This is a genomic window from Achromobacter sp. MYb9 (assembly GCF_002975275.1).
In the GTDB taxonomy this organism is placed as follows: Bacteria; Pseudomonadota; Gammaproteobacteria; order Burkholderiales; family Burkholderiaceae_B; genus Achromobacter.
Genome location: NZ_PCOQ01000001.1, coordinates 738,788 through 756,315 on the forward strand (window position 1 = coordinate 738,788; position 17,528 = coordinate 756,315).

The following is a 17,528-nucleotide window of genomic DNA, read 5'->3' on the forward strand; positions in this document are numbered from 1 at the left end:
GCCTTCCGATAACGCACGAACCAAGAGGAGCAGCAGCATGAGCCAGAACATTCTTGCCCAATTCATGTCGGAACTCGTGTCGGGCCGCATCGGCCTGGTGGACCTGACCGAAACCCTGACGCCGGAATTCCCCACTATCGTGCTGCCGCCGGAATTCGGCCAGGCGTGGCCGTTCCGCATGGAAGAAATCTCGCGCTACGACGAACGCGGCCCGGCCTGGTACTGGAACAACTTCTCGTGTTCGGAACATACGGGCACGCACTTCGACGCCCCCGCCCATTGGGTCACGGGCAAGGACCAGCCCGACAACACGGTGGACACGATCCCGATCGAGTCATTCATTGCCAGCGCCTGCGTCATCGACTGTTCCGCCGAAGCTCGCGACAATCCGGACTTCCTGCTGACCATCGACTTCGTGAAGACCTGGGAAGAAAAGCACGGCCGCATCCCGGCACGTTCCTGGGTGCTGATGCGGACCGACTGGTCCAAGCGCGCCAAGCCCGCCGAATATCTGAACATGCAGGCCGACGGCGCGCACTCGCCCGGCCCCGACGCGGACGTGGTGCCCTGGCTGATCAAGGAACGCGACGTGCACGGTTTCGGCACCGAATCCGTCGGCACCGATGCGGGCCAGGCCCATCACCTGAACCCGCCCTACCCCTGCCACTACTACATGCACGGCAACAACCGCTACGGCTTGCAGTGCTTGACCAACCTGGATCAGCTGCCGCCCACCGGCGCGGTGATTTTCTCGGCCCCGCTCAAGATCCGCAGCGGCTCGGGCAGCCCCCTGCGCGTGCTGGCGCTGGCGCCCAAGGCCTGATCCGACACGGCCATCACCAACAAAGGGATTCCATGACACACGCGAATGTCGCTCTCGTCACCGGCGGCAGCGCCGGCATCGGCGCGGAAATCTGCCGCAACATGCTGGACGCGGGCTATGAAGTGATTTCGATGGCACGCCGCGCGGCCGACTTCAGCCACCCGCGCCTGCACAACATGCAGGTGGACCTGCTGGACGCGGAAGCCACGGCGCAGGCCGGCCGTGAAGCTGCCGCGAAATTCCCCATCAGCCACGTGATCCACAACGCGGGCGTCATCTGGCCCAACCTGCTGCCGCAGGTCACCCAGGAAGAACTGCACGGCCTGACGCAGATCCACCTGGGCGCGGCGATCAGCCTGGTGCAAGCGGCGCTGCCCGGCATGCAGGAACGCCATTTCGGCCGCATCGTGATGATGTCGTCCCGCGGCGCGCTGGGCCTGCCCACCCGCACCGCCTATTCGGCCACCAAGGCCGGCATGGTCGGCATGGCGCGCACCTGGTCGCTGGAGCTGGCGCCCTACGGCATCACGGTCAACGTGGTGGCGCCCGGCCCGATCCAGACGGACATGTTCTACGAAGTGATCGAACCCGGCAGCGAACGCGAAAAGCAGCTGGCCAACGGTATTCCGGTCAAGCGCCTGGGCCGGTCCGACGACGTGGCGCGCGCCGTGATGTTCTTCGCGGACCCCGCCAACAGCTTCGTGACCGGCCAGACGCTGTTCGTCTGCGGCGGCGCCAGCGTCAGCTCCATCACCATCTAGCGGACGTTCGCGATGCATGCTTCGGGTTTTGACGGATAGGTAAGCACCAAGAGCCCGTCTACAGTGCTCATCCTTGCAGGTTAGAAATTTTAAGCAACAAGTAATTCCCGCTGTTCCTGTTTTCTCCGCTTTTCAGCTGCACCCCCACTCTGCTCCCTATCCGGAGGTTTTGCCATGCTGTCGAAGAAACTCCCCCTGGCCGCGGCCGCCGCCGTCGCCGCCCTGTTCGCCCTGCCCGCGTTGGCGCAAATGAAAGTCGGCGTCGTCACGTCTTCCACCGGTCCGACCGCGCTGGTCGGTATTCCGCAGAAGAACACCGTGCCGCTGTTGCCCAAGAAAATCGGCGACCTGACGGTGGAATACGTCTCGCTGGACGACGCCAGCGATTCCACCAACTCGGTCACGGCGTTCAAGAAGCTGATTTCGGAACAGAACGTGGACGCGCTGATCGGGCCGTCGGGCTCGCCCAACGCCATGGGCGTGATCCAGTTTGCCGCCGAGGCCGGCGTGCCGATGCTGGCGCCGGTGGGCACGGCGGCCGTGGTGCTGCCCATGAACGAGCAGAAGAAGTGGGTGTTCAAGACCACGCAGAACGACGACATCATCGCCCGCGCGCTGGTCGACCACATGGCCAAGACCGGCATCAAGACGGTGGGTTTCATCGGCCTGAACGATCCGTATGGCGAGAATTGGTACAAGGTCTTCTCGGGCCTGGCCACCGAGAAAGGCATCAAGATCATCGCCAACGAACGTTACCTGCGCTTTGACAGCTCGGTGACGGGCCAGGCGCTGAAGATCCTGGCCGCCAAGCCGGACGCCGTGCTGGTGGCCGCCCCGGGCGCCGCCAGCGTGCTGCCGCAGACGACGCTGTTCGATCAGGGCTACAAAGGCAAGTTCTATCAAACCCACGGCGCCGCACTGCCCGACTTCCTGAAACTGGGCGGCAAGAAGGTCGAAGGCACGGTGCTGGCCGCCAGCCTGATGCTGGTGTTGCCGGAAATGCCCGACAGCAACCCGTCCAAGAAAGTCGCCACCGACTACATCGCCGCGTACGAAAAGCTGAACGGTTCCAAGCCCGCCACCTTCGGCGCCAACGTCTACGACGCCGGCCTGCTGCTGGAAAAGGCCGTGCCGATTGCCGAGAAGGCCGGCAAGCCGGGCACCAAGGAATTCCGCAGCGCCCTGCGCGACGCGCTGGAACAGACCAAGGAGCTGGTGGGCACGCAAGGCGTCTACAACATGAGCGCCGCCGACCACAGCGGTTTCGATGACCGCGGCCGCGAGCTCATCACCGTCAAGGACGGCAACTGGACGCTGGTGAAGTAACGGCCTGGACCTTTTCGCATGAATGCTCAGATCGCCTTGATACTCGGGCAGGACGGCATCACCAACGGCGCGATCTATGCGTTGTTGGCGTTGTCGATCCTGCTGGTCTTTACCGTTACCCGCGTGCTGTTCATCCCCCAGGGCGAGTTCGTCGCCTTCGGCGCGCTGACCATGGCGGCCATCCAGGCCGGCAAGCCCGTGCTGCTGGTGTGGCTGCTGCTGGCGTTCGCGCTGGCCGAAGCCGTGGCCGACCTGATGGCGCGGGCCAAGCGCCCGGGCCGGTCCCGGGGGCTTTGGCGCATCGCGGCCAAGGCGATCTACCCGCTGATCCTGGCGGGGCTGTTGTACCAACTGCCACTGGCGCAGCTGCCGATGGCCGTGCAGGCGCTATTGACGCTGCTGCTGGTGGTGCCGATGGGGCCGCAGTTGTACCGGCTGTTCTATCAGCCGATTGCCTCGGCGTCCACGCTGGTGCTGCTGATCGTGTCCATTGCCGTGCACCTGGCGCTGGTGGGCCTGGGCCTGCTGGCGTTCGGCGCCGAGGGTGCGCGCACCGCGCCCTTTTCCGACGCCAGCCTGGCATTGGGTCCCATCAACATCAACAGCCAGGCACTGTGGGTGGTGGCGGTGTCGGCGGTGCTGATCATCGTGCTGTATCAGTTCTTTGAACGCTCGATGTACGGCAAAGCGCTGCGCGCCGCCGCGTTCAACCGGCTGGGCGCGCGGCTGATGGGCATTTCGCCCATCTTCGCCGGCCGCGCCACGTTCTTTCTTGCCGCGCTGATCGGCACGGTGTCGGGCATTCTCATCGCCCCCATCACCACCATGTACTTCGATTCGGGCTTCATGGTCAGTCTGAAGGGCTTCGTGGGCGCCATCATCGGCGGCCTGGTCAGCTATCCCTTGGCGGCGGCCGGCGCGGTGCTGGTCGGACTGATCGAAGCGTTCTCGTCGTTCTGGGCCAGCGCGTACAAGGAAATCATCGTGTTCACGCTGATCATTCCCGTGCTGCTCTGGCGCTCGTTGAAAAGCCATCACGTCGAGGAAGAAGACGAATGAACCCCCGCATCATCCTCGTCGCGTTCCTGGCGCTGCTGGCGTTGGGGCCGCTGGCCCTGCCGCCGTTCTATGTCACGCTGCTGAACTACATCGGCCTGTACGCGCTGGTGGCGCTGGGCCTGGTGCTGCTGACCGGCGTGGGCGGTTTGACCAGCTTCGGCCAGGCCGCCTTCGTGGGCGTGGGCGCCTACACCACGGCGCTGCTGACCACCCGCGCCGACACGCTGCCGTCGTGGCTGGCCTGGCTGGGCGCGTCGCCCTGGCTGACGCTGCTGGCCGGCCTGTTGCTGACGCTGGTCATCGCCTACCTGCTGGGCGCGATCACGCTGAAGCTGTCGGGCCACTTCCTGCCGCTGGGCACCATCGCCTGGGGCCTGTCGCTGTACTTTGCGTTCGGTTCCGTGGAAGGATTGGGCGGCCACACCGGCATTCCGGACATCCCGGCCATCAACCTGTTCGGCTGGACGCTGAACCAGGGCGGCAGCATCTACTACCTGATCTGGGCGTTCCTGATGGTGGCCGTCTGGTCCACGCAGAACCTGCTGGATTCGCGCGAAGGCCGCGCCATCCGCGCGCTCAAGGGCGGCCGCGTGATGGCCGAATCCATGGGCGTGAACACGGCGCGGTCGCGCATGGTGATCTTCATCATCGCGGCGTTGCAGGCTTGCGCGTCGGGCTGGTTGTATGCCCACATGCAGCGCTTCGTGAACCCCAACCCGTTCGGCCTGCAGATGGGCATCGAATACCTGTTCATGACCGTCATCGGCGGCGCGGGACAGGTCTGGGGCGCGCTCGTGGGTGCTGGCGTATTCACGATCCTCAAGCAATGGTTGCAAGACTGGATGCCCAGGCTGCTGGGCCAGACCGGCAACTTCGAGGTCATCGTGTTCGGCTTCGGCATGGTGCTGCTGCTGCACCGCGCCCGTAGCGGCCTGTGGCCGGTGCTGACGCGCTGGATCCGCGTGAAGAAGGCGGTGCGCCGCGTGGACATGAGCGCCGAGCCCTTGCCACGCAAGCCGATGCCGGCGCGCGGCGAGGTAGTGCTTAAAGCGGTGGACGTGACGCGCAAGTTTGGCGGCCTGGTCGCCAACAACGCCATGAACCTGGAAATCCGCGCTGGCGAAATCCTGGCGCTGATCGGCCCCAACGGCGCGGGCAAGAGCACGATGTTCAACCAGATTTCGGGCGTGGACACGCCCACGTCGGGCCAGGTCACGCTGCTGGGGCAGTCCGTGGCGGGCGCGGGCGCGCGCAAGATCGCGCGCCTGGGCTTGTCGCGCACGTTCCAGCACGTGCGCCTGTTGGGCCGCATGAGCGTGCTGGAAAACGTGGCCATTGGCGCGCATCTGCGCGGCCACCGTGGGGTACTGCCGGCCGCGTGGCGCCTGGACCGAGCCGAAGAAGCGCGCCTGTTGGCCGAGGCCGCGCGGCAAGTCGAACGCGTGGGGCTGGGCAAGCACCTGCACGACGAAGCCGGTTCGCTGGCCTTGGGGCAGCAGCGCATTCTTGAAATTGCGCGGGCGCTGGCCTCGGACCCCTGCATCCTGCTGCTGGACGAGCCGGCCGCCGGGCTGCGCTATCAGGAAAAGTGCGAACTGGCCGAATTGCTGAAGAAGCTGCGCTCGGAAGGCATGGCCATCTTGCTGGTCGAGCACGACATGGACTTCGTGATGGGGCTGGTGGATCGCGTGGTGGTCATGGACTTCGGCGAGAAGATCGCCGAGGGCTTGCCCGCCGAAATCCAGCACAACCCCGCGGTGCTTGAAGCCTATCTGGGCGGAGTGGAATGATGAGCGCGAATCTGCTGGAAGTGCGCGACCTGCGCGTGGCGTATGACAAGGTCGAAGCGGTGTCGGGCGTCAGCCTGACGGTAGGCGAAGGCCAGATCGTGACCGTGATCGGCCCCAACGGCGCGGGCAAGACCACCCTGCTGTCGGCCATCATGGGCGTGCTTCCCTCAACCGGCCAGATCGTGTTCGGCGGCAAGCCGCAGGAACATGCCGAGATCGAGGAAATGGTGGCGGCCGGCATGAACCTGGTGCCCGAAAAGCGCGAACTGTTCGCTGAAATGACGGTGCACGACAACCTGATGCTGGGCGGCTTCCATCGTTTTCGCACCGGCCTGCGCGACCAGGACAAGACGCTGGCCGAGGTCTACGAGCTGTTCCCGCGCTTGAAGGAACGCCATGCGCAGCTGGCCGGCACGCTATCCGGCGGCGAACGCCAGATGCTGGCCGTGGGGCGCGCGTTGATGGCCAAGCCGCGCCTGCTGATGCTGGACGAACCCAGCCTGGGGCTGGCGCCGCGCATCGTGCGCGAAGTGTTCAAGATTGTTGCGCGGCTGCGCGAGATGGGCGTGTCGATCTTGCTGATTGAACAGAACGCGCGCGCGGCGCTGCAAGTGGCCGACTACGCCTATGTGCTGGAAACCGGAACGGTCACGCTGGAAGGTCCGGCAGCGGAAGTCGCGGTGGACCCGCGCGTGGTCGAGGTGTATCTGGGGCTGGGCCACGGCGCGCCAGCGGCGACGCCCGCCTGAGCTCAGGCCACGCCGCGCCGGCGATCGCGGCGGTATAGCGCGTAGCCCACCGGCCACATCGCCGCCACCATGAACGTCGCGGCCGGGTTCGTCAGCCGGTAGGCCTGCACCGCAGTGGGCACGCCGGAGTGCTTCAGGTGCAGGCGGAAGCGCGTGTAGCGCGCGGCCGCCATGATGAATTCGCGCGGCCGGAAGCGGAAGAACTCCAGGTGGTGCTGCAGCATGTCCCAGGCCAGCAGGTACAGGCCCTGCGCATTGTTGGCCACCGACACGGGGCCCTGGCTCAGGCCGCCCGGGGTGTCGTGATAGGTGCGCACCACGCGGTTGATGAAGCGGCTGAGATAGCCCGCGCGCGCCACCGCCCACCACACCAGGCTTTCCGGCACGAATCCCGCCACGTCTTCGGGAAAGGGGTACTTCCGGAGGATGTCGGTGCGCATACAGCCGAATTTCTCGCCCTTGATGCGATAGCGGAAATACACGTCCACCGCCGTGCTGTCGAATACGTCCTGCGGATAGCGGTCGCCGACGATGCTGCCGTCGGGCCGCGCGCACAGGCCGGTCACGGCCACATAGGAATCGCGCCGCGCGGGCGGAATGCTGTCCCAGGCGTCCTTGAACGTGGCTAGCGCGTCCGGCGGCATTTCGTCGTCGCTGTCCAGGCCCACGACCATTTGGCCACGCGCTTCGCGTACGCCACGGTTGAATGCCGTTTTCTTGTGCTGGTTGTTCTGCCAGATGTAGCGGATCGGAAAATCGGCGCGCTTCTGCCAATCCAGGATGGAATCGTGGGTGTTGTCGGTGGAACCATCGTCCACCACCACCCATTCGAATTCCCTGAATGTCTGCCGGGACAGCGATTCATACACCCGGTGCAGCGTACCCGCCCGGTTGTAGGTGGGCGTCAGAACGGTGAAAAACGTTGGTGTATCGATCATGCCTGCTATGCCCCTTTGCGATCTCCGTGCCACCGCTGCGGTCTTGGTCTAACTGTTTTCGCCTGAAGTGTAGGGGATATGCCTGCGGGAACTGATGCCGGCGCATTCGAATTTGCAATCAAATCTGTCAACCCGTGCGTTTTTTGGCGGCTATTCCGGACCATTATGCGTTGGGCGGTGCGCGGGAGTGGCGTAAACTCGGGCGGCCAAATCCGGAATGCCTATGGAAGCTTCGACCGTCCAGCTCAATGACATCGCCTTGTTCGTAGAGGTTGCCAAGCGCAAGAGCTTCAGCCTGGCGGCGCGCGCGCTGGACATGCCCACGTCGACGCTGTCGCGCCGAATCAATGAACTGGAGCGCGCGATCGGCCTGCGGCTGATCAACCGGAATACGCGCAGGCTGGACCTGACAGAGGCCGGCGCGGCCTACATGCGCCGCTGCCAGGGCCTGATCGACGAAGCCCGCCTGGCGCACGAGCAACTGCTGTCGCTGTCGGGCGGCCCGTCGGGCAACCTGCGGGTGTCCATGCCGTACAGCCTGGCGATCTGGCTGCTGCCGGAAACCATCAACGACTTCACCGACCGCTATCCGGAAGTGGAATGCGAGTTCGACCTGAGCATGATGACGGCGTCCGACGCCCAAGGCACGCCGTTCGACGTCGTGCTGCGCTTTGGCCGCAATACCGATTACCCGCTGGCCCCCGTGGACACGGGCAACGGCAACGGCAACGGCGGGGCCATCCCGCGCAGTGACGGCGCCGTGGTGCAGGAACTGGTGTCCCTGGACAACTATCTGTATGCCTCCGACCGGTATCTTGAGCGTCATGGCGAACCCAAGACGCCCGCCGACCTGACGCAGCATCAATGCCTGCGCACCACGATCGACGACGCGCATTCGCACTGGACGCTGCACAACGGCACCGTGAGCGAGCGCGTGCCGGTCAGCGGCCATCTGGCCGCCAACAACATGAGCATCGCCGGCACCCTGGCCGGCCTGGACCTGGCCATCACCCGCATGCCGCATTGCCAGGCGCTGGACCCGATCATCAAGCGCAACTCGCTGCGGCGCGTGCTGCCGGGCTGGTCGGTAGACCCCATCTCGATCTACGTGGTGTACCCCTCCAGCATCCAGCCGGCCAAAACCCGGGCGTTCATGGACTTCATCAAGCCAAAGCTCGGGCCGACCGTGGAGTGATGGGGCGGAGCATTATGCTCTGGCCTCCGCCGTGCCCTCCGCCGCGCCCCATCATGGCGCACCCATCATGGCGGACCCCAAGAAAAATCCCCGCACAGCTTGCGCCATGCGGGGATTTTTCAAATCAGGGGCGTGGATTAGACGCGCTTGATCTTTTCCAGCATCTTGAAAACACCCTTGGGCGACTTGACGAACAAGCGCTTGAAAGCCTTGCCCAAGCAACGGCGTTCCAGGGTGTTACGACGCACGCGTTTGCGTTCAGCCATGTTGATTCTCCTGTTGAATTTGCGGAAAGTGGCCCGCACAACCGGAAATAGGGCTGGCGGAAAAATTCGGATAACTTGGCATTTTAGCCTGAAATCTCCAGGCCGCGCCAATTGGGTGGAAAACAGGGTATGGAGCCGGCGGTGTGGTCCGTCCCCTTGGGCGCCCCGCCCCTGCCTGCTTCTAGTCTTCCAGCGATTTCAGCCGTTCCCGGACCTGTTCCGCGCGAGGCAGCGGATCGACCGCGCCATAGCCCAATGTGGACAACGCCGCCGCCGCGTTGGCGTAGCGCACGGCTTCTTCCCAGGAATCGCCCTGGCAGCGGCGCGCAAGCAAACTGCCTGCGAAACAGTCGCCCGCCCCGGTGGCATCGACCGCATCCACCCGCAGGGCCGCGATTGGCGTGCGGGTGTGCCCGTCGTCAATGATGGATCCGTCTTTGCCCAGTTTCAGCACCACCACGCCCGCCGCGCCGCCGTCGCGGATCCAGTCCAGCGTGCGCTCGGGATCGTCGTTGCCCGTCAGGTGCTGCATGTCGTCCATGCTGGGCAGGAACAGGTCGGCGTCACGCATGGCTTCGCGCAGGACCGCGCGGGCGCGGTCCACCGGCCACAGCCGCAGCCGCAGGTTCGAATCCAGGCTGACCTGCGCCCCCGCGGCATGCGCGCGGGCCATCGCGGCGAAGACGGTGTCGCAGGCGCTGGTGCTGATCGCCATGCTGATGCCCGATACATGCAGAAAGCGGCTGCGCTCGATCAGGCCGCTTTGCAGCAAGGCCGGCGTCATCAAGCTGGCGGCAGAGCCGCGCCGCAGATAGCTGAACGCGTGGCCGTCGGGGCCGTGCTGCACGAAATACAGGCCGGTGTGCGCGTCGTCGTCCGTCTGCACGCCCGCCGTGTCCACGCCCTCGGACTGCCACAGGTCCCGGAACTGGGCGCCGAACGTGTCATTGCCCACGCGGGTCAGGTAGGCGCAGCGCGCGCCTTGGCGGGCGGCGGCAATGACCGCGTTGGACGTGTCGCCGCCAAAACCCTGCAAGTACTGCAACTGCCCTTTGTGCGTCTGGTTCAGTTCAACCAGCGGCTCGCCCAGCGCGACGATGTCGAAATCAGCCATGGGCGGCCTCGCGGGTGCGGGTGATCTGGGCGACCAGGGCCGCCGTGTCGCGCGCGGCGAACGCAGCCTTGTCGTACAGGTTGCTGCCGATGCCGACCAGCCCGGCGCCGGCCGCGAAGTACGCGCCCATGTTGTCCTGGGTGATGCCTCCCGTCGGGCAGAAGATCGTGTCCGGATAGACCGACTTCAGCGCGGCCAGGTGCTTGGGGCCGCCGGTGTCGGCCGGGAACACCTTCACCACGTCCACGCCGGCACGGCGGGCCGCCAGCACTTCGGTAGGCGTGAACGCGCCCAGCAGGCACAGCGCGTCGGCCGCGTGCGCCATGTCGACGATCTCGCTGGCCAAGGCGGGCGACACCAGGAAGTCGGCGCCGGCCACCAGTGCGTCACGGGCCTGGGCTTCGTCCAGCACCGTGCCCACGCCCAGCAACAGGCTGGGGCCATGCTTGTCGCGCAGCGCGCGCACCAGGTCGGTCACGCCGGGAATCGTCCAGGTCAGTTCCAGCGTGGTGCAGCCAGCCGCTACCGCGACTTCGGCGGCATAGGCAGCGGTGGCCGCGTCCGTGTAGCGCAACACGGGCACGACCCGGGCAGCCAGCAGGGCGGAAAGCTTGGAGGCGATGGGAGCGGAGGCGGTCATGGAATTCCTCTGGGACGGGCGGTCAGACGCCGCCGGACGATGCCGGCAGGACGGCGAGTTTGGCTGCGGCGGCGTCGCGCAGCCGCAGCAAGGGATCGATATAGGCGGCTTGCGGGTCGTCGCGCCGCCGGAACAGCAGGGTGCTGACGCTGACGCCCGCCACGGGGCGGCCGGCCGCGTCGCACAGCGCCACGCCGTAGCAGACGATGCCGGCTTCATTTTCTTCGTTGTCCATGGCGTAGCCACGCGCGCGGTCCGCGTCCAGCACGGCGCGCAGGGCCGGCAGGCTGGTCACGGTGCCCGGCATGCGCGCCGGCAACGGCAGGCCGTGCAGCAGGCGCTCGCGGGCAGCATCGTCCAGCGCAGCCAGATAGGCCTTGCCGACCGCGCTGGAATGCAACGCCACCGATGACCCCACGCGCGACACCATGCGCACCGGGCCCGGGCTTTCCAGTTTGTCGATATAGATCATTTCCTGGCCGGCGGGCACCGCCAGGTGCACGGTTTCGCCCGTGGCGTCGCGCAACGCCTGTAGATCGGGCGCCAGCGCGGCGCGCAGGTCGAACTGCGACCAGGCGCGGCTGGCCAGAGACATCAGGCGCGTGCCCAGGCGATAGGCGCCGCCGGTCTCCGCCACCATGCCCTGCTCGGCCAGCGCCGCCACGATGCGATACACGGTCGGGCGGGGGTAGCCGCAACTGCGCGCAAGCGAGGCCGCCGTAGGCGGTTCAGGCGCATCGGCCACCGCCTGCAGCACCGTCATGAATTTGGCGAACGCCGCAGCGCCCGCGACCTTGGTTTCCGACAAGAACGTCCCCAAATAGAGGCAACCGGCCTTTAACTATGAACAAACAGATTTCGCAAGGCAAACAGCGCGAATGTCAGACGAATCTGCGATACTGTTTATTTGTACAGCTAGTCAGCGCATGATTGTCCATATTATGGACCAATGCGTCACTATGTAGGCAATTATTCCATATCGCCGCGCTCGAAACCAGCGAAGGGTCATCGCTCGGGCAGGCGGCTTCCTCAGGCTACGATACCGTCCATGAGCTCCCAAATCCGCATCGTTGGCGCACGCCAGAACAATCTCAAGAACCTGGACCTGACTATCGCCACTGGCGAACTGGTCGTCGTGACGGGCGTTTCGGGCTCTGGCAAGAGTTCGCTGGCGTTCGACACCCTGTACGCCGAGGGGCAGCGGCGCTACGTGGAAACGTTCTCGCCCTATGCGCGCCAGTTCCTGGACCGCATGGACAAGCCCCAGGTGGACCGCATCGAAGGCATCCTGCCGGCCATCGCCATCGACCAGACCAACCCGGTGCGCAGCTCGCGCAGCACGGTCGGCACGATGACCGAACTGAACGACCACCTGAAGCTGCTGTTCGCGCGCGGCGCCAGGTTGTATTGCCGCGGCTGCGGCAAGGTGGTGCGCCGCGACACGCCGGACTCCATCTACCATTCGCTGGCCGAACGCGCCGCGGTGGCGGGCGACCCGCGCCTGGTGGTGACCTTCCCCATCGCCGTGCCCGCCAACTTCACCGAAGACGAAGTGCGCGGCTTCCTTGAGCAGCAGGGCTACACCCGCGTGCACGCCGAGGAAACCGCCGTGCCGCGCGCCACCGCCGCGGCCAAGGGCGCGAAGGCCGCAAAGGGCGCCAAGAAAACCAAGGCGTCCAAGGACGCGGGCGAAGCCCGCCGCATCCTGCACGTCATCCAGGATCGCTTCCGCTTCGCGGGCACCGAACGCGAACGCGTGATGGAAGCGCTGGACACCGCGCTGCGCATGGGCGCCGGCCACCTTGCCGTCTATGTCATGGACGCCGAAGGCGGCAACGCCGACATCTGGAAGTACAGCGACCGCCTGCATTGCGCCGACTGCAACATCGAATACACCGACCCGCTGCCCAGCAGCTTCTCGTTCAATTCGCCACTGGGCGCGTGCGAGTCCTGCCGCGGCTTCGGCCGGGTGATCGGCATCGATTTCGGCCTGGTGATCCCGGACGAGAACAAGACCCTGCTGGAAGGCGCGATCAAGCCGTGGACCACGCCGTCCTATAAGGAATGCCAGGACGAACTGCAAAAGTACGCGCCGCGCGCGGGCGTGCCGCTGGGGGTGCCCTGGAAGTCGATGAGCGAAGAGCACAAGCGCTGGGTGCTGTACGGCACCCCTGACTGGAAAGGCGGCAACGACGCCTGGAAACACCAGTGGTATGGCGTGCAGCGCTTCTTCGACTGGCTGGAAACCAAGGCCTACAAAATGCACGTGCGCGTGCTGCTGTCGAAGTACCGCAGCTATACGCCCTGCCCCACCTGCAACGGTGCGCGCCTGAAGCCGGACGCGTTGCTGTGGCGGCTGGGCACCAAGGAAGAAGCCGACACGGTGCTGCCGCCGGAAGACGGCCGCTATCGGCGCTTCATGCCGGTCGGGGCCGACTGGTCGCGCGACCAGTTGAACAACCTGGGCGGCCTGTCGATCCATGACGTCATGCTGCTGCCCATCGAACGGGTACGCCGCTTCTTCGACGAATTATCGTTTTCCGGCGCGTTGGACGCCGCCACCGACCTGCTCATGACGGAAGTGCGCGCGCGCCTGAAGTTCCTGTGCGACGTGGGCCTGGGCTACCTGACGCTGGACCGCCAGAGCCGCACGTTGTCGGGCGGCGAAGTGCAGCGCATCAACCTGACCACCGCGCTGGGCACCTCGCTGGTGAACACGCTGTTCGTGCTGGACGAGCCCTCCATCGGCCTGCACCCGCGCGACATGCATCGCGTGGTCGAAGTCATGCACCGGTTGCGCAACGCGGGCAACACGCTGGTGGTGGTGGAACACGACCCGCAGGTCATGGTGGCCGCGGACCGCATCATCGACATCGGCCCCGGCCCGGGCGAACGCGGCGGCTACATCGTTTTCGACGGCTCGCCCAAGCAATTGCGCGCGGCCGACACCTTGACGGGCAATTACCTGGGCGGCCGCCAGCGCGTGGAAGCGCCGCGTCCGATGCCAGTCGCCAAGAACACGCCGCGCCTGTTGCTGGAAGGCGTCAACGCGCACAACCTGAAAAATGTCTCGGTGGAATTGCCGCTGGGCCGGCTGGTCTGCGTGACCGGCGTGTCCGGATCAGGCAAGTCCACGCTGGTGCAGGACGTGCTGTACCCCGCGCTGCTCAAGCAGAAAGGCAAGCCGTCGGAGGCGCCGGGCGCGTTCGAACGCCTGCTGGGCGCCGAGCAGATCGCCGACGTGGTCATGGTGGACCAGACCCCCATCGGCAAGACGGCGCGCTCCAACCCCGCCAGCTACGTGGGCGCATTCGACGCCGTCCGCAAGCTGTTCGCCCAGGCCCCGCTGGCGCGCGAACGCGCCTACACGGCCGGCACGTTCAGCTTCAACGGCGGCGACGGCCGCTGCCCCACCTGCGGCGGCACCGGCTTCGAGCACGTGGAAATGCAGTTCCTGTCCGACGTGTACCTGCGCTGCCCGGATTGCGACGGCAAGCGCTTCCGCCCCGAAGTCCTGGAAGTGCGCGTCGAACACCTGGGCAAGAGCGCGTCCATCGACGAAGTGCTGGCCATGACGGTCAGCGAAGCGCTGGACTTCTTCAAGGGCCTGCGCGACGTGCAGACGGGCCTGGCGCCGCTGGCCGATGTGGGCCTGGAATATGTGCGCCTGGGCCAGCCCGTGCCGACGCTGTCGGGCGGCGAGGCGCAGCGCCTGAAGCTGGCCGGCCACCTGGCCGAAGCGGCGCGCAGCGGTATTTCTACCGCCAAGGTCGCCAAGAAGGGCAGCCTGTTCCTGTTCGATGAACCCACCACCGGACTGCACTTCGACGACGTCGCCCGCCTGATGCGCGCGTTCCGCAAGCTGCTGGCCGCCGGCCACACGCTGCTGGTCATCGAACACAACCTTGACGTGATTCGCGCGGCCGACTGGCTGATCGATCTGGGCCCGGAAGGCGGCGATGCCGGCGGTCTGGTGCTTGGCGTAGGCACGCCGCAAGACTTGATGGACAACCCCAAGTCGCACACGGGCGCCGCGCTGCGCGACTACGAAGTCAGCATCCTGCCGACCGACGTCGTGGTCACCAGCGACATCGACGCGCAGGAAGTCGAGCAAGCCGGCCTGACCGCCCGCATCGCCGAACCGGCCGCCGCGTATCACAGCACCGACGGGGCCGCCGAGGCCTCCGGCGCCGGCGAAGGCACGCCATTGCAGTCCGTGATGCGCGCGCGCCGCCAAGGCAACATGGCGATCGAAATCCGCAACGCGCGCGAACACAACCTGAAGAACATCAGCGTCGAAATCCCGCACGACAAATTCACCGTGATCACCGGCGTGTCCGGCTCGGGCAAGTCCACGCTGGCCTTCGACATCCTGTTCAACGAAGGCCAGCGCCGCTACCTGGAATCGCTGAACGCCTACGCGCGCGCCATCGTGCAGCCGGCCGGCAAGCCGGACGTGGACGCCATCTTCGGCATTCCGCCCACCGTGGCCATCGAACAGCGCACCAGCCGCGGGGGCCGCAAGTCCACCGTGGCCACGATGACGGAAATCCACCATTTCCTGCGCCTGCTGTACGTGAAGCTGGGCACCCAGTACTGCCCGGATTGCAACGTGGCCGTCGAGCCGCAGAACACCGACCAGATCGTGGCCCGCCTGCTGCGCGACCACAAGGGCGTGCACATCGGCCTGTTGTCCCCGCTGGTGACCGCGCGCAAGGGCTATTACACGGATCTGGCCAAGTGGGCCGGTTCGAAGGGCCATTCGCACCTGCGCGTGGACGGCGAGTTCATCCCCGTGGCCCCCTGGCCGCGCCTGGACCGCTATAAGGAACACACCATCGAGCTGCCGGTGGCGGACGTGGTGGTGGACCCCGCCAACGAAGCCGACCTGCGCGCCGCCGTCAAAAGCGCGCTGGAAAACGGCCAGGGCGTGATGTCGGTGGTCTGGCCGGTGAACAAGCTGCACGAAGCGCTGAACAGCGAATTGCAGCAACAGCATTTTTCGGTCAAGCGCGCGTGCCCGTCGTGCGGCACCAGCTTCCCGGAACCCGATCCGCGCCTGTTCTCGTACAACTCCAAGCACGGCTGGTGCACGGGGTGCTTCGGCACGGGCCTGCAATTGCAGGGGTTCGACGAAGAGCAGACCGGCGAGGAAACCGCGTGGAACGCCTGGTACGAAGGCGAAGCCCGCGCCTGCACGCAGTGCGACGGGCAACGCCTGAATCGCGTGGCGCGCGCCGTGCGCTGGCGCGACAAATCGATTGCCGAACTGGCTTCGCTGCCGGTGTCGGACGCGCACACCTTCTTTACCGGACTGGTGGCGCGCGGCCGGGAAGGCGAGATCGCCCGCGATATCCTGACCGAAATCCGCGGCCGCCTGAACTTCATGCAGGAAGTGGGCCTGAACTACCTGGCGCTGGACCGCGCCGCTCCGACGCTGTCCGGCGGCGAAGCGCAGCGCATCCGATTGGCCGCGCAGTTGGGGTCCAACCTGCAAGGCGTCTGCTACGTGCTGGATGAACCCACCATCGGCCTGCATCCGCGCGACAATCGCATTCTGCTGAATGCGCTGGCCCGCCTGGAAGAAAACGGCAACACGCTGGTGGTGGTCGAACACGACGAAGACACGATCCGCCGCGCCTCGCACGTGATCGACATCGGGCCGGGCGCGGGCATCCGCGGCGGGCGCGTCGTGGCCGAAGGTTCCGTGCAGGATTTGATGGATGCGCCGGAATCCGTCACCGGACGTTATCTGAAAACGCCGCTGCAACACCCGTTGCAAGGCCGCCGGCCCGTCGAAGCCGACACGCCGATGATCGAGATCCGCGGCGCGCGCCTGCACAATCTGCGCAGTGTGGACGCCAAGATCCCGGTGGGCCGCCTGAGCGTCGTGACGGGCGTGTCGGGTTCCGGCAAGTCGACGCTGGCGCGCGAAGTGCTGCTGGACAACCTGAGCCAGGCCGTCTCGCAAGGCAAGTCGCCGGGCTGGGCGGGTTGCGAAAGCATCAAGGGCTGGGAAGCCATCGACCGCGTGCTGGAAGTGGACCAGACCCCCATCGGCAAGACGCCGCGCTCGTGCCCCGCCACGTATGTGGGGTTCTGGGACGACGTGCGCAAGCAGTTCGCCGACACCCGCGAAGCCCGCATGCGCGGCTGGACGGCGGCGCGCTTCTCGTTCAATACCGGCGATGGCCGCTGCCCGATCTGCGAAGGCCAGGGCATGCGCACCATTGAAATGAACTTCCTGCCGGACGTGAAGGTGCCGTGCGACGCCTGCAACGGCGCGCGCTTCAATAGCGACACGCTCAGCGTGCAGATGCGCGGCAAGAACGCCGGCGAACTGCTGTCCATGGAAGTGGACGACGCCATCGGCTACTTCGCGGCGCACCCGAAGATTCACCGGCCGCTGCAGCTGATGCAGGACGTGGGGCTGGGTTACCTGACATTGGGCCAGCCGTCGCCAACCCTGTCCGGCGGCGAGGCGCAGCGCATCAAGCTGGTGACCGAACTTTCCAAGGCGCGCCTGACCGACGGCCTGATCAAGACCGGCCGCGCGTCCCGCATCCCGCATACGCTGTACGTGCTGGACGAACCCACCGTGGGCCTGTCCATGGCCGACGTGGAAAAGCTGATCCATGTGCTGCATCGTCTGGTGGAAGCGGGCAACACGGTCGTCGTGATTGAGCATAATCTGGACGTCATCGCCGAAGCCGACTGGCTGCTGGACCTGGGCCCCGAAGGCGGCACGGGCGGCGGCAAGCTGGTGGGCGAAGGCTCGCCGGAATATGTGATGACCCTGGCCGACCACTCCCACACCGGACGCGTCCTTACGGAATTCCTGGCGCAACAACAACAGCAGTAACACGC

Annotated in this window: 13 protein-coding genes; 8 read left to right on the plus strand and 5 right to left on the minus strand. The window is 66.0% G+C overall.

What is annotated here, in order from left to right; all coding sequences use genetic code 11:
- Positions 1 to 37: 37 nt before the first annotated feature.
- The 6 genes from CQ050_RS03380 (at position 38) to CQ050_RS03405 (ending at position 6,508) form a co-directional block, all read left to right on the plus strand.
- Positions 38 to 823: a cyclase family protein gene (locus CQ050_RS03380; protein WP_105555386.1), complete on the plus strand. Its 786-nt coding sequence runs from the start codon at positions 38 to 40 to the stop codon at positions 821 to 823.
- A 32-nt stretch (positions 824 to 855) separates the two neighbouring features.
- Positions 856 to 1,584, plus strand: coding sequence for an SDR family NAD(P)-dependent oxidoreductase (locus CQ050_RS03385; RefSeq protein ID WP_105555387.1), 729 nt, complete (start codon positions 856 to 858; stop codon positions 1,582 to 1,584).
- 174 nt (positions 1,585 to 1,758) lie between these two features.
- On the plus strand, positions 1,759 to 2,910 hold the full coding sequence (locus CQ050_RS03390) for an ABC transporter substrate-binding protein (RefSeq protein WP_046803516.1): 1,152 nt from the start codon (positions 1,759 to 1,761) through the stop codon (positions 2,908 to 2,910).
- An 18-nt stretch (positions 2,911 to 2,928) separates the two neighbouring features.
- Positions 2,929 to 3,969 carry a branched-chain amino acid ABC transporter permease gene (locus CQ050_RS03395; RefSeq protein ID WP_105555388.1) on the plus strand — a complete coding sequence of 347 codons (1,041 nt, stop codon included), beginning with the start codon at positions 2,929 to 2,931 and terminating at the stop codon, positions 3,967 to 3,969.
- Positions 3,966 to 5,759, plus strand: coding sequence for an ATP-binding cassette domain-containing protein (locus CQ050_RS03400; RefSeq protein ID WP_105555389.1), 1,794 nt, complete (start codon positions 3,966 to 3,968; stop codon positions 5,757 to 5,759). Before CQ050_RS03395 ends, CQ050_RS03400 begins: the two co-directional genes overlap by 4 nt.
- The gene (locus CQ050_RS03405) at positions 5,759 to 6,508 is read left to right on the plus strand and encodes an ABC transporter ATP-binding protein (protein ID WP_105555390.1); all 750 of its coding nucleotides are present in this window, start codon (positions 5,759 to 5,761) and stop codon (positions 6,506 to 6,508) included. The genes CQ050_RS03400 and CQ050_RS03405 overlap by 1 nt, the downstream gene beginning before the upstream one ends.
- A gap of 2 nt (positions 6,509 to 6,510) precedes the next feature.
- Here the strand turns inward: CQ050_RS03405 and CQ050_RS03410 are convergent, their stop codons facing one another.
- Complete coding sequence (locus CQ050_RS03410) at positions 6,511 to 7,446, minus strand: glycosyltransferase family A protein (RefSeq protein WP_105555391.1); 936 nt, start codon at positions 7,444 to 7,446, stop codon at positions 6,511 to 6,513.
- Positions 7,447 to 7,669: 223 nt separating this feature from the next.
- Here CQ050_RS03410 and CQ050_RS03415 point away from each other — a divergent pair, with 223 nt between their 5' ends.
- Positions 7,670 to 8,641: a LysR family transcriptional regulator gene (locus CQ050_RS03415; RefSeq protein ID WP_105555392.1), complete on the plus strand. Its 972-nt coding sequence runs from the start codon at positions 7,670 to 7,672 to the stop codon at positions 8,639 to 8,641.
- Positions 8,642 to 8,778: 137 nt separating this feature from the next.
- Here the strand turns inward: CQ050_RS03415 and CQ050_RS31240 are convergent, their stop codons facing one another.
- The 4 genes from CQ050_RS31240 to CQ050_RS03430 form a co-directional block, all read right to left on the minus strand.
- Complete coding sequence (locus tag CQ050_RS31240) at positions 8,779 to 8,907, minus strand: hypothetical protein (RefSeq protein ID WP_006226408.1); 129 nt, start codon at positions 8,905 to 8,907, stop codon at positions 8,779 to 8,781.
- A 181-nt stretch (positions 8,908 to 9,088) separates the two neighbouring features.
- Positions 9,089 to 10,021, minus strand: coding sequence for a sugar kinase (locus CQ050_RS03420; protein ID WP_105555393.1), 933 nt, complete (start codon positions 10,019 to 10,021; stop codon positions 9,089 to 9,091).
- A complete protein-coding gene (locus tag CQ050_RS03425) occupies positions 10,014 to 10,661 on the minus strand; it encodes a bifunctional 4-hydroxy-2-oxoglutarate aldolase/2-dehydro-3-deoxy-phosphogluconate aldolase (RefSeq protein ID WP_105555394.1) in 648 nt (215 codons plus the stop codon). The genes CQ050_RS03420 and CQ050_RS03425 overlap by 8 nt, the downstream gene beginning before the upstream one ends.
- A gap of 22 nt (positions 10,662 to 10,683) precedes the next feature.
- The gene (locus CQ050_RS03430) at positions 10,684 to 11,469 is read right to left on the minus strand and encodes an IclR family transcriptional regulator (protein WP_105555582.1); all 786 of its coding nucleotides are present in this window, start codon (positions 11,467 to 11,469) and stop codon (positions 10,684 to 10,686) included.
- Positions 11,470 to 11,709: 240 nt separating this feature from the next.
- Between CQ050_RS03430 and uvrA the strand changes: the two genes are divergently transcribed.
- Entirely contained in the window at positions 11,710 to 17,523 is a 5,814-nt protein-coding gene (gene uvrA, locus CQ050_RS03435) for an excinuclease ABC subunit UvrA (protein WP_105555395.1), read from the plus strand.
- The last annotated feature ends 5 nt before the right edge of the window (positions 17,524 to 17,528 follow it).

Bases quoted from the DNA above. Each gene is read 5' to 3' on its own strand.
- CQ050_RS03380 (WP_105555386.1), top strand. From the start codon at position 38: ATGAGCCAGAACATTCTTGCCCAATTCATGTCGGAACTCGTGTCGGGC.
- CQ050_RS03385 (WP_105555387.1), top strand. From the start codon at position 856: ATGACACACGCGAATGTCGCTCTCGTCACCGGCGGCAGCGCCGGCATC.
- CQ050_RS03390 (WP_046803516.1), top strand. From the start codon at position 1,759: ATGCTGTCGAAGAAACTCCCCCTGGCCGCGGCCGCCGCCGTCGCCGCC.
- CQ050_RS03395 (WP_105555388.1), top strand. From the start codon at position 2,929: ATGAATGCTCAGATCGCCTTGATACTCGGGCAGGACGGCATCACCAAC.
- CQ050_RS03400 (WP_105555389.1), top strand. From the start codon at position 3,966: ATGAACCCCCGCATCATCCTCGTCGCGTTCCTGGCGCTGCTGGCGTTG.
- CQ050_RS03405 (WP_105555390.1), top strand. From the start codon at position 5,759: ATGAGCGCGAATCTGCTGGAAGTGCGCGACCTGCGCGTGGCGTATGAC.
- CQ050_RS03410 (WP_105555391.1), bottom strand. From the start codon at position 7,446: ATGATCGATACACCAACGTTTTTCACCGTTCTGACGCCCACCTACAAC.
- CQ050_RS03415 (WP_105555392.1), top strand. From the start codon at position 7,670: ATGGAAGCTTCGACCGTCCAGCTCAATGACATCGCCTTGTTCGTAGAG.
- CQ050_RS31240 (WP_006226408.1), bottom strand. From the start codon at position 8,907: ATGGCTGAACGCAAACGCGTGCGTCGTAACACCCTGGAACGCCGTTGC.
- CQ050_RS03420 (WP_105555393.1), bottom strand. From the start codon at position 10,021: ATGGCTGATTTCGACATCGTCGCGCTGGGCGAGCCGCTGGTTGAACTG.
- CQ050_RS03425 (WP_105555394.1), bottom strand. From the start codon at position 10,661: ATGACCGCCTCCGCTCCCATCGCCTCCAAGCTTTCCGCCCTGCTGGCT.
- uvrA (WP_105555395.1), top strand. From the start codon at position 11,710: ATGAGCTCCCAAATCCGCATCGTTGGCGCACGCCAGAACAATCTCAAG.